Consider the following 13101-nt stretch of genomic DNA (forward strand, 5'->3'; position numbering starts at 1 on the left):
GACTCAGTTTTATTAACTTAAGGTTTACCTACCCCTCAATGGCTTCACCCGTATTCTTACCAACACATTCTTAAGATATAATGCTTTTTATGATTAACCTTAAAGCTTTGTAGTCAATATCAATACCAATAACAGTAGCTATATCAATAACAGAATAAAAATGAGTAATGCATGCAAGTAAATATCATTAAAGAAGTGGCAGCCGTAGAAGACTTTTTACGCTTAAGGATAGTTTCAGGTTTAACACCTCGCCCTATTGAAGCCGCGAAAAAAGCCTTACCCAATAGTTTATTTGGCGTTCATCTTGTTGTTAACGCAAGCACAGTTGCTATGGGCAGAGTGGTAGGAGATGGTGCGTTAAATTTCGAAATTGTTGATGTCGCGGTAGATCCTAATTATCAAGGTAAAGGCTTAGGTCGCATAGTAATGCAAAATATTATGCATTACCTTGAACAAAATGCAGTTGAAGGTGCTTACATTACCTTACTCGCCGATGTACCTGAGCTTTATAAAAAATTTGGTTTTGTGCTCAGCCGACCAGAATGTGAGGGTATGCATTGGGAACCAGGGCTTAAAAATAATGGTTAGCTTGTTTAAATTGAGTAGCTTGTTCACGTTATCAATTCAAATTACTTAAAAAAGCCAATTTACAAATATGGGGATTAACATGCTACAAGCGATTATCGACTACCACCTCGATGACGAAAACCATTGGGTAGCTCGACTAGCCTGTGGTCATTTTCAACATGTTCGCCACCAACCGCCGTTTATTAATCGCCCTTGGGTACTTCAACAGTCAACGAGAAATGCAAAACTTGGCCAAAAGCTAAATTGTATTAAGTGTGAAAATGGTGCTGCAGCAGATTTTAAGCCAACATAACTGGCCGTTTTAAAGAGCCGCGAATGTGTAATATAAATTCTGAAAGCAAAAAGGTGGGATTACTTAGCTACCACAAGACTTTCGCACCACTAATGTCGCTGGCATTAATTGGGTTTTCGCCACTTCGCCGCTAACTAATTGCAGTAACTTATCCACTAAAAGCTCACCTGCTAATACCGTGTCTTGTTTAGCGGTAGTTAATGCCGGAGAAGTAGAGCAAGCTGTAGCGATATCATCAAAACCTACTATCGCAATATCGCCAGGTACATTATATCCCGCTTCTTGTATTGCTCGCATTGCACCAATAGCAATTAAATCGCTTGCCGTACAAATGGCATCAAATTTTATGCCTGAAGCTATAAGCTGTTGAGCGGCTTGATAGCCAGACTCATCTGTTGAAATAGCGTCAATTTGTAGATTACTATCAACGTTAAGGTTATTGTCTTTTAACGCTTGGCAGTGGCCTGTGTATCGGTCTAAAAACTCAGGAGAACCTGTACTAACACCCCCTAAAAAAGCAAAATGTTGACGGTTTTTCTTAATAACATGTTCTGTTACTTGATAACCGCCGTGAAAGTTATCACAACCAACAGACACTACTGACAGCCCTTTAACATCGGCGCCCCAGCGTACAAAGTGAGTTTCTTGTTTTATGAGTTGAACGAGCTTTTCTTCATAATCAGTGTAATCACCATAACCCAATAAAATAATGCCATCAGCTTTACGGGTATCTTCAAAGTCGGCGTGCCAATCATTACTCATTTGTTGGAAAGAAACTAATAAGTCATAGCCTTTTTTCGCACTTGCTCGAGTAATGCTACCTAACATCGATAAGAAGAATGGGTTGATCAAAGAATCATCATTGGTTGGGTCTTCAAAAAGTAATAATGCAATAGTGCCACTGAGTTGAGTGCGTAAACTACTGGCATTTTTATCTACTTTATAGTTTAGCTCTTTGGCAATGGCTTGCACACGAAGACGCGTTTCCTCATTAACCAAAGGGCTATTACGCAACGCTCGTGACACGGTCGATTGAGAAACGCCAGCACGATAAGCAATATCAAATGATGTTTGTTTTGATCTCACAATAAACCTATAAGTAAAAATATCTAATTTATATTAACCGAGGGGTTAGGCTAAGTACATAATTTAATTGATGATGAGTAAACCTCACAAGACAAACATATTATCCCTATCACAACGGCTGCAAATAGCCAACATCAAGCGAATACCAAACCAGGCGCTTAGAATCCTAAGAACCACTTGTTAGCCAATAGACTGAGTAACTTAAAATAACGCTGATAAAACACTCAAATACATACGTATGCATCCATTTTAACTCAGTTTTCTGCAGTGCATACGTATGTAGCGCATTGCTCTAATTACTGACATCGGCATAATTAATTCAACAGTAAATTCAAACGCTAAAATAAAGCGAACTTTCAAAAATGCTTTTTAACGTGATGGACATTACCTTTTGTCTCGCTCACGAATTATTAACAGAGATAACGTATCTTCACCTTTTGCATTAATACGAAGAAGTTAACATTTACCGACAATACAATGTCCGATAAAAGAGTTTGTAGTTATATGGTTACTAAAACAAAAACGTCGACTAACACAAAGTCTTCAGCTAGAAATAAAACACAATCAATTACAGTGGCTGAGATTAGCCAACGTATCGAACACCACTTAAAATTCACTTTAGATGAACAAATCAACGTAGACCAAAAACCAGCATACTGGCGCGCCACTTCCCTTGCGCTTAACGATATAATCGTAGGAAAACTACAAAGCACAAACGTTCGCCAACAGCAAAGCGAAGTAAAGTCGGTTAATTATTTGTCACTTGAGTATTTAATGGGTCGTTTGCTGTCCAATAATTTACATAACTTAGGTCTATATACCAATACTGAAAAAGCCTTGAAAACAATGGGTTTTGAATTGGCCGATTTATGCGAACAAGGCGCTGATTTAGCGCTAGGTAACGGTGGTTTAGGCCGTTTAGCTGCCTGCTTTTTAGACTCACTTGCTACCTTAGATTACAACGCTATGGGTTACGGTGTGCATTATCAACATGGTTTATTTAAACAAAGCTTTGCTGATGGCCAGCAAATAGAAACCCCAGATATGTGGCGTGAATTCGGTAGTCCATGGGAAATTTGTCGCCCTGAGTCAAGCCAAACCATTCCGCTTTATGGCCATGTTGAAGAAGTTGCCCAAGCTAACGGTACATTCAAATCAATTTGGCATGCCGGTAAAATGTTAAGAGGTGTACCTTGGGATGTGCCAATTGTTGGTTACAATTCTGATACGGTTAATGCTCTGCGTTTATGGGAATGTCGTGCCGATAATGCCTTTGATTGGGATACATTCAATCATGGTGACTATTTACAAGCACACCAACAGCAAGTTGCTGCTGAAACCGTGTCAAAAGTACTTTATCCAAATGACGAACACGACGCAGGTAAAGAATTACGCTTTGTTCAGCAATATTTTTTCTGCGCCTGTTCAGTGCAAGACATCATTGCTCGTTTTGAAAACCAATATGGCGCTATTGCAGAGCAGAGTAAATGGCAAATATTCTGTGACAAAGTGGCTATTCAGTTAAATGATACCCACCCTACCATCGCTATTTTAGAATTAATGCGCACGCTCATAGATAACCATAATGTTGATTGGGATAATGCCTGGGCGATATGTCAAAAAGTATTTGCTTACACAAATCATACATTATTACCTGAAGCTCTAGAAAAATGGTCAGTGGCTTTATTTGCACGTGTACTTCCGCGCCACTTAAGCATTTTATATCGTATTAATGAAGCGTTCTTAAATAATGAAGTTGATGTGCTATGGCCTAACAATGATGAAATGCGCGCTCGCTTATCACTTATTGAAGAGGGTCATGAACCTAAGGTTCGTATGGCACATCTTTGTGTTGTTACTGCACATAAAGTTAACGGCGTAGCCCAAATTCATTCAGACCTAGTAAAACAAGACTTATTTCCAGAATTTGACCAACTATGGCCAAAAAAATTAACCAATGTTACTAACGGCATTACTCCTCGTCGTTGGTTAAAAGCATGTAATCCTTTATTAGCTAATTTACTTGATAACACCATTAACGGTGATTGGGCTAAAGATCTCAACAGTTTAAGTGAACTTAAAAACCTTGCTGACAATGTCGATTTTCAACAACAATTTATGGCAATAAAGCAGCAAAATAAAATTGCCTTAACGAAAGAAATTAAAAAACTAACCGGTGTTACCGTCAGCCCTGATGCGATTTTCGATGTGCAAATTAAACGTTTACATGAATACAAACGTCAACATTTAAACCTATTACATATCATAGCGTTATATCGGCAACTATTAGCTAACCCTGAGCTAGATATGCAACCACGTGTGTTTATCTTTGGCGCTAAAGCAGCTCCTGGTTACAAACTAGCAAAAGAGATTATTTACGCGACCAACAAAATCGCTGACAAGGTCAACAATGATGTTCGCATTCAAGACAAACTGAAAGTGGTGTTTTTACCTAATTATCGCGTTAGTTTAGCGGAGAAAATAATCCCTGCTGCTGATGTTTCTGAGCAAATATCTACCGCAGGTAAAGAAGCATCAGGTACCGGTAACATGAAATTAGCTCTCAATGGCGCTGTCACTATAGGCACACTTGATGGCGCGAACATCGAAATTGCAGAAGAAGTCGGCGCTGACAATATCTTTATTTTCGGTTTAACAGTTGATGAAGTGAAAGCCTTAGATACGCAAGGCTATAACTCATACCAATACTACGAAAGTAACGCCGAAATTCGTGCTTGTTTAGATTGGCTCGACACTGATTACTTTACCCCAGGCAAGCCCGGTGAATTATCGGTGATTAAAGAGTGCTTCTTAGGTGGTGGTGATCCATACAAAGTGTTGGCTGATTTTCAAAGCTATTCTGATGCACAGCATGCATTAGGTAAGGCTTATCAAGACCCAAGTCGATGGGCAAAAATGGCGATATTAAACACCGCGTTAATGGGTAAGTTTAACTCAGATCGTTCCATTGAAGATTATGTACAAAACATTTGGCACTTAACAGTGAGTAAATAGCGACAAAATTTAATGTCCGTTCATCAGTTTTTTTAAAAGGCATTTATTGTAGAAATAAAAGTCAACGGCTATTAGCTGATGAAAAGATTGAAAACGCTAATTATTATCGCCTCTGTGTTTTCAGAGACTAATTTTAAAAATAATAACGCCAGCGCTAGCGTGCGAAGCGATCAGCAAAGAGAAACATAGAATGAACTTAATTGAGAAACTTGCAAAACTTGTTGGCTTTCATGCAACTTATACCAATTCATTTGGCGAAAAAGTTTTTGCCAAAGATGAGGCGAGACACTCGTTACTTAATGCTATGGGTTATGATCTTTCATGTGATAAAAAGATCGCAGCTAGTATTACTGAGCTAGAACAAAAAACTTGGCGTAACATGCTGCCACCAGCACACATTGCAAAATTTGAAGCTGAGCAGCATCACGTAACTATCAGTATTGCAAACTCAGCAATGCCAGAACTGAACTGGGAAATCACCCTAGAATCAGGAGCAAAGATTAAAGATCGTATAACGTTAACTGCCTTAACCTTGCTAGATTCTGCCACATTCAACGATTCAGTATTTACCAAATATGCTCTACCATTGCCGGCCTTAGCACAGGGTTATCATCAATTAACTCTTCAATACGGTGAACTTAGTGCAACCTGCCCTTTGATATTTGCACCACAAACTTGTTATAGCCCGCAAGAAGCCTCAAGCGATAAAATGTGGGGTTATGCTGCACAATTATATTCATTAACCAGTACAGATAACTTAGGTATGGGTGACTTTGGTGATTTAGCTAAACTGATTGATATATCAGCCAAACAACAAGCGTCAGCTATTGGTTTAAACCCTTTACATCCGCTATATCAGAATAATCCGGCACACCGCAGCCCTTATTCCCCCACTAGCCGTTGTTTTTTGAATACGCTGTACATTGATATTAAACAAGTGCCGAACTTTGCGAACTGCCAAGTGGCACAATCGCGCTTTCACAGTGAAGAAATTCAACACAAAATTTCCCTCGCAAGACAAACAAAGTTAATAGACTACCCTGCTGTCGCCGATATAAAATTTGAAATTTTAGAGTTATTATTTCAAGACTTTATCAGTACAATTACAGATGAATGTGCTGAATTAAAGGAGTTTAACGCATTTAAGCACAGCCAAGGTGAAGACTTATTACAATTAGCCACTTTTGAAGCGCTGTACGAACACTTTAGAAAAACTGATCCTAATGCTTATGGTTGGCCTAATTGGCCAACTGAATTTCAAGCACCTGACAGCTATGAAGTTAAAGCTTTTCAGCAAGAGTATTCAAGCCGTATTAACTACTTCTGTTTTTTACAGTGGCTCGCGCATCGTCAATTAAAGTCGGTCGCCAAACAAGCAAAAGATGCAGGAATGCCTGTTGGTTTATACCTTGATTTAGCCGTGGGTTGTGACGGTTCAGGTGTAGATGTTTGGTCAGATAAAGATGTCTATGTCGCTGGCGCAGCCGTTGGCGCACCACCCGATGCCATGAATACCTTAGGACAAGATTGGGGACTAACGCCAATTAATCCCGTTGCACTGCAAAAGCAAGGCTATCAGCCGTTAGTAAAAGCATTACGCAGCAATATGCAATATGCCGGTGCACTGCGCATCGATCATATTCTAGGATTAATGCGTCAATATTGGGTAGCGCCAGGCATGAAAGCCGATCAAGGTGTTTATATTACCTTCCCTCTGGAAGACATTTTACGCATTATAGCGTTAGAGTCTCGCCGCAATAACTGTGTTGTTATCGGTGAAGATTTAGGCACGGTTCCAGATGGTTTTGGCGAAATAATGGCACGTGCTGGTTTGTTATCTTACAAAGTATTGTTTTTTGAACGCTGGGACTCTGGCTTTTTCATGCGTCCAGAGCTTTACCCTGCGCAATCTATGGTGACAGTATCAACCCACGACTTACCAACACTGGCGGGTTGGTGGACAGGTAAAGATCTTGAGTGGCGTCAAAAACTCCAACTTTACCCTAACGAAGTTATGGGACAAAACGAGCGTAATAGCCGTATTGAAGATCGAAAACTTTTGCTTGATGCATTAAACGATCACAACGTCATAGATATGAGTAAAGCACCTGCTCAGGCGCCTGCAACAATGAACCGAGAATTAAGCCTTGGCGTGCAAAAATACATGGCAAAAGCTCCAAGCCATATTCAATTAATTCCGCTTGAAGATGCTTTAGATGTAATTGAACAAGTTAATATTCCAGGCACTATAGATGAACATCCAAATTGGCTACAAAAATTGCCAGTGACTATCGAAGAGTTTGATCAAATTGATTCCGTTACCGAACTCGCGACAGCAATGAAAATTGCTCGACCTAGAACTAACCGCCATTAAATTCGTTAACCTTGGCTAAAATTGACTAACATTGACTAACATTGGATAAAAAATATGTTTAAAAAGAACAAACTATCCGCATTGTTGTTATCAACCTTCGCGACATTGGTTTTCGCTGGTTGTGGCAGTGATAAAGTAATAAAGAATACACAAGTTGAGCAATTATCAGTTGCAGGGGTAAATGTAAAGTCTGGGCAAACTAACACTACAAAGCAATATAAAACCGCAGCCGACCTGCAGCATTACCTTGAACGCGATGTGCAAGAAGAAGTGTTTTATTTTGTCATGCCTGACCGCTTCAACAATGGTAATACCGATAATGATTTAGGCTCAAAAACTCAGCCTATTTCTGCTGGTGGATTGGATAAAACCAACAAAGGTATGTTTCATGGCGGTGATATTCAAGGTCTTAAAGACAAATTACCTTACTTAAAAGAATTAGGTATATCTGCCATTTGGTTAACGCCTATTCTACGTAACCAAGCCATGCAAGCTGACAGTTCGGGTTATCATGGCTATTGGGTATTAGATTTTACTGAAATTGACCCACACCTGGGCAGTAACGACGACTTAAAAGATCTAATCAATAGTGCTCACGCTGAAAACATTAAAATTTATTTCGATATTATTACCAATCATACCGCTGATGTTATTAAGTACGTTGAATGTCATGGTGAAGACGGCCTACAGTGGTTAGTTAAGTCTGATAAAGGTTGTCCATTTAAATCATTAGAGCAATTGGCTAGAGGCGATAAATACACCACGGTAATTCCACAGGGGCACGAGCAATTAAAAACCCCAGCTTGGTTGAACGATCCAAAGTATTACCACAATCAAGGTGATTCTTTCTGGCAAGGTGAAAGTGCAAAACGAGGAGATTTTGCTGGCCTTGACGATATTGATACCAACAACCCTGAAGTACTTGCAGGAATGATAGATATTTTCAAAAACCTCATCACTGAATTTAAACCTGACGGTTTTCGCATTGATACCGTTAAGCATGTAAACACTGATTTTTGGGCTGAGTTCTCACCAGCATTAGTTAATCACGCACAAAGTATCGGCATTAAAAACTTTTTTATGTTTGGCGAAGTTTATAGCTTTACCAGTAAAGAGCTAAGCGAATACACCACCGCCGGCAATATGCAATCAGTATTAGATTTTGGCTTTCAAAGTGCCATGGTCCAAAGCTTAATAGAACAAAAAGGCACTAAAGCGTTAGCGACACTTTTTGCCGATGATGTTGATTATCTTGATCATGACAGTAACGCTAATCAGTTAATGAATTTTACGGGTAATCACGATATGGGACGCTTTGCTTATATGTTAAAACAAAGCGAGTTTAATTACAGTGAAGAACAAATGGTTAAACGTAATTTACTGGCTCATGCCATGACCTATTTTATGCGTGGTGTACCCATTATTTATTACGGGGACGAGCAAGGTTTTGTCGGTGATGGCGGCGACCAAGCATCACGCCAAGATATGATGCCATCATTAGTTGCTAGTTATAATGACGATGACTTATTAGCCACTGACGCTACAACCGCAGACGATAACTTTAATACTCTGCACCCTATTTACCAAAGTTTCGCGCAATACGCTGATATTTTTTATCAATATCCAGCACTACGTCGAGGAGAACAAAAAACGGTATATCAAGCCGATAACAATGCTATTTTCGCTATCACTCGTAGTTTAGCGTTTACTGATAAAGCAAATAACGAAAGCTCAAAAATGTTAATCGTTTTTAATACTGCTGATAAGTCAGCAAAAGCCAGTATTGCGCTGCAAGATGAAAGTTATCGATTAGTTGTTGGTGAAAACAAACTTACACAATCGAGCAAAGATACTCATACCATTGAAATGCCGGCACTAAGTTTCGCGATATATGAAAAAATCATAAGCGAGTAAAGCCATCTCAAAAATTTGACTTATTGAGTCCACAACTAGCTAAAAGATGTGGACTTTTTTATCTCTACAACTAACAGTTTTAAACACTATTTTAGTAATAAACCCCACTCCTTTTCGTCGCGTAACCTAAAGCTGCTTACAAATTATTACCAATAGCGAAACGAGATGGCAATTAAGAATAAATCACCTTAATAATAAGGACTTAAAGTACATGGTGTTGTATTGATATTATTAACGATAAGTACTTAATACTGAGTATTTAGTGATACATTTTTTCAATACAAAAATAACAGCTACCTCGCGTTGTGCTTGTAAAAGAAGTGCACTTAAGTAAACTGATATACAAGAATTGAGTAATATGTAATGTAAGTCGGTTTAATAACTCGATAATTTTTAACTAAATCACTTCATCTAAAAAGTCTTACACCTATTCAATGCACTCAACCACTATGCCCGCGGTCATTAGCCGCTCAAAATTACTGATTATTTACCTCTGTTCTACCAATATGGGGTCTTAAATAAATTGTTTACTACCTAAGGATGTTCAATGATTGATTTTGAAAATAAAGGTTTTTTTAAACTTAAGCAAGATATCGACTACGCAGAAAAAGTAACAGATTTACTGTTAGAAGATGAACAAATAGTCGACTCATATAAAACTATGCGTGACGGAGTGGTATTTACTACCAAAAGAATAATCGCGGTAAATGTTCAAGGTATAACGGGTAGCAAAAAAGACTATACCTCACTACCTTACAAAAATATCGTCGCCTACTCTATTGAAACATCAGGCACCTTTGACCTTGATTCTGAGTTAGAGATTTATTTTTCGGCAATTGGTAAAGTCAGATTTGAATTTTCAGGCAAAACATCAATGCTAGAAGTTTCAAAAATAATATCTAGCCATGTATTATAAAGGCTTATTAAGCAAACAAAAGTTAGCAGTCGTATCTGGCTGCTAACGGCTATGTTAACACTGCTCACTAATTTAAAGCGTGGCCATATTGATCAATTTTTCAGTGGTATATAGCGTCATTTCTGACAATTAACCACCTGCCAACTAGGTTAAATAAGCTATCAAAACAATTAATAATACGTAAAAAAACATTCCTAACAGACAAATTAAATTGATAATTTTAGATCTACTCGCCTTAAACGAAGCGAAATTATTATACTCAGCTTTAAATTGACCGAAGGTAAATATTTTTATAATTAAACAGCTGGTCGAATAAAAAATAAAACCCAATATAATGTCAACTAATAACCACGTAAATATATCTATTACGAAATTCATACATACCCATAAACTAGCCAGCAACAGGCTAATGGTTAGCTATTTAAAAAGCCGGCTATAAAGATAACCAACACACTAAAAATGTACCTAAGTAAAAGTGTAGCTTGACGGATTTAGGATGTCGAGAAATCACAACCTTAGCCTTAAGGTCAAAGCCAATAGTTCATCTAAATACGATTTAACCTTAATAATACTAATCATTAAATCAAACTCTCCCCTTTCATTTAATAGTTTAATAATTTTCTAATCGGGGGTTGAAATAAAAATAATTCAGCGTACACTTGTGCACTCAAATTTGAGCGTACACATGTAAGCTCAAAAAATTCAGACCAAATAGAGATTTAGCGATGATGTTCACTCCAGTATTAAACCAATTTTCAACGTGGTTTTTACACCATCAAAGTTTTGCAGGTTATATAGAGCCAATTATGCAAATGTTTAAACCTGAATGGCGCGCAGGTCAATTTAGAGCACAAATAATTAAAGCAACTATATTAAGTGGTGAATTTTTAAATGTGCAAATTAAACCAAGTAAACAATGGCATGGTCACATTGCCGGACAGCACATTAGTTTAACAGTGGAAATTAACGGTCGATTATTAACGCGAGTATTTACAGTTGCATCAAGTCCACAGTACTTTAAAAAAACAGGAAAACTGCGTTTATTAATTAAAACAAGCAACCAAGGACGATTTACTGGTTTATTAAATAGCAAATTTACAAAAAATGTATGGTGTAATATTTCAGCGCCAACTGGCGACTTTGTATTTGAAAAATCATCAAGACCAGCAACATTTATTGCTGGAGGTTCAGGTATTACACCTATGCTAGCAATGCTTCATGAGCAACTGAGACTAACCTCACAAAAAACGTCTAAAAAAATCTCGCTAATTTATTACGCTAAAGCAGCAGAGCACCAATGTGTTGATGAACTGAGTGATCTAGCAGCACAATTTAGTCATTTTTCGTTTTTGTTGTTAACGCGAGCACAATCAAGCGACATAACCAGCAATATAAATACGGCGGAAAAGCCTGATATTTATTGCTGTGGTCCAACAGATTTTATGCAAACCCTTGCTGATTTTTCAAATAAACACAGTTTAACCTATTACCAAGAGGCGTTTGGTTTGCAACTATCCCGCTTAAATGATGATAGTCAGTTTAACGTAAAGCTGCATAGCAGCACACATATTGTTAGTGCAAACGACGTATTACTTCCTCAGTTTGAAGCACAAAACCTTCCTGTTAAACGTGGTTGTGGCATTGGTATTTGTCACCAATGCCAATGCATTAAAAAATCAGGAGTGGTGCGAAATTTAAAAACAGGAGAACTATCAGATAGCGGCGAGCAATTAATCCAACTTTGCGTTAGCCAAGCTGTTAGTGATTTGGAGTTACAACTATGAAAAACATGAATTATGAGCTGCTAGCAAAAGAATTAGATGCTATTAAAATGACTACACTTAGCAAAGTAGGTCAAAAAGATGCCGACCATATACGCGCTATTGTTCGTCAACAGCGAATATGTGAATGGAGCGGACGTATTTTACTGATGCTTGGTTTTATTCAGCCATTATTATGGCTCGCGGGTGTGTTACTGCTCGCATTGGCTAAAATTCTAGACAACATGGAAATTGGCCACAATGTAATGCATGGTCAATATGATTGGATGAACGACAAACAACTTAACTCACAACATTATGAATGGGATATAGCTTGCGATGGGCAAAGTTGGCATCGTATTCATAACTATGAGCACCATACTTACACCAATATTATTGGTAAAGACCGAGATTTTGGTTACGGCTTATTACGTTTGAGTGATGATTTTAAATGGCGCTTTAAAAATGTCTGGCAGTTTTTTACATACATCAACTTAAGCGTGCTTTTTCAGTGGGGTGTCTCGTACCATGAATTAGCAGCAGAGCGTGTTTTTATTGGAAAAAAGAAAGAAAATCGCCAAGGGTTGTTGTCACATTCTACGTTAAAAAGACGTTTTTTTAGTAAAGCTGCACGCCAGTTAATTAAAGACTATGTTATCTTCCCGCTACTTGCTGGACCATTATTTTTATGGGTATTAGTGGGTAATTTAGTGGCTAATTTAATTCGTAATTTATGGACATCTACTATTATTTTTTGCGGTCACTTTACTGAAGAAACCGAAACCTTCAAAGAAGAAGATTGCATAAACGAAAGCCAAGGCCAGTGGTATTATCGCCAAGTACTGGGTTCGTCTAATATTAAAGGCGCAAATTGGTTCCATATTTTAACAGGACATTTGAGTTGCCAAATAGAACATCATTTATTTCCCGATATGCCATCATCGCGCTATCAAGAGGTTGCTCCACAAGTACAAGCTGTTTTACAAAAACACGGTATTGTCTACAACACAGGGGGATTCTTTAAACAGTATACGTCAGTCTTAAAACGTATTTTGCGTTACTCATTTAAGTAACCTGTAGCGCAATATATAATTGGCCAGTGTCATTGCATTGGCCAATTATAACCTTTTTATAATATGCAGAGGAACATAAGCTA

Annotated in this window: 9 protein-coding genes; 8 read left to right on the plus strand and 1 reads right to left on the minus strand. The window is 38.0% G+C overall.

Annotation, left to right across the window (positions count from 1 at the left end):
- Positions 1-171: 171 nt before the first annotated feature.
- Together H4J38_RS13985 and H4J38_RS13990 are read left to right on the plus strand one after the other, a co-directional pair.
- Entirely contained in the window at positions 172-588 is a 417-nt protein-coding gene (locus H4J38_RS13985; protein WP_182132567.1) for a GNAT family N-acetyltransferase, read from the plus strand.
- Between the two features lie 79 nt (positions 589-667).
- Positions 668-880 carry a DUF3565 domain-containing protein gene (locus tag H4J38_RS13990; RefSeq protein ID WP_182132569.1) on the plus strand — a complete coding sequence of 71 codons (213 nt, stop codon included), beginning with the start codon at positions 668-670 and terminating at the stop codon, positions 878-880.
- Between the two features lie 63 nt (positions 881-943).
- On the opposite strand, the gene H4J38_RS13995 is transcribed toward H4J38_RS13990, so the two are convergent.
- Entirely contained in the window at positions 944-1966 is a 1023-nt protein-coding gene (locus H4J38_RS13995) for a LacI family DNA-binding transcriptional regulator (protein ID WP_182132571.1), read from the minus strand.
- A 504-nt stretch (positions 1967-2470) separates the two neighbouring features.
- Here H4J38_RS13995 and H4J38_RS14000 point away from each other — a divergent pair.
- The 6 genes from H4J38_RS14000 (at position 2471) to H4J38_RS14025 (ending at position 13018) form a co-directional block, all read left to right on the plus strand.
- Positions 2471-4981 (plus strand): glycogen/starch/alpha-glucan phosphorylase, encoded by a 2511-nt coding sequence (locus H4J38_RS14000; protein WP_182132573.1) that lies wholly within the window; start codon positions 2471-2473, stop codon positions 4979-4981.
- A gap of 190 nt (positions 4982-5171) precedes the next feature.
- Positions 5172-7355, plus strand: a complete 2184-nt coding sequence (gene malQ / locus H4J38_RS14005) for a 4-alpha-glucanotransferase (RefSeq protein WP_182132575.1) — start codon at positions 5172-5174, stop codon at positions 7353-7355.
- Positions 7356-7409: 54 nt separating this feature from the next.
- Positions 7410-9269 carry an alpha-amylase family glycosyl hydrolase gene (locus H4J38_RS14010; protein ID WP_182132577.1) on the plus strand — a complete coding sequence of 620 codons (1860 nt, stop codon included), beginning with the start codon at positions 7410-7412 and terminating at the stop codon, positions 9267-9269.
- 547 nt (positions 9270-9816) lie between these two features.
- On the plus strand, positions 9817-10185 hold the full coding sequence (locus H4J38_RS14015; protein WP_182132578.1) for a PH domain-containing protein: 369 nt from the start codon (positions 9817-9819) through the stop codon (positions 10183-10185).
- Positions 10186-10913: 728 nt separating this feature from the next.
- Entirely contained in the window at positions 10914-11969 is a 1056-nt protein-coding gene (locus tag H4J38_RS14020; protein WP_182132744.1) for a flavin reductase family protein, read from the plus strand.
- Entirely contained in the window at positions 11966-13018 is a 1053-nt protein-coding gene (locus tag H4J38_RS14025) for an acyl-CoA desaturase (RefSeq protein WP_182132580.1), read from the plus strand. The genes H4J38_RS14020 and H4J38_RS14025 overlap by 4 nt, the downstream gene beginning before the upstream one ends.
- Positions 13019-13101: the final 83 nt, after the last annotated feature.

Source organism: Colwellia sp. BRX10-3 (assembly GCF_014077505.1).
Classification (GTDB): Bacteria; Pseudomonadota; Gammaproteobacteria; order Enterobacterales; family Alteromonadaceae; genus Cognaticolwellia.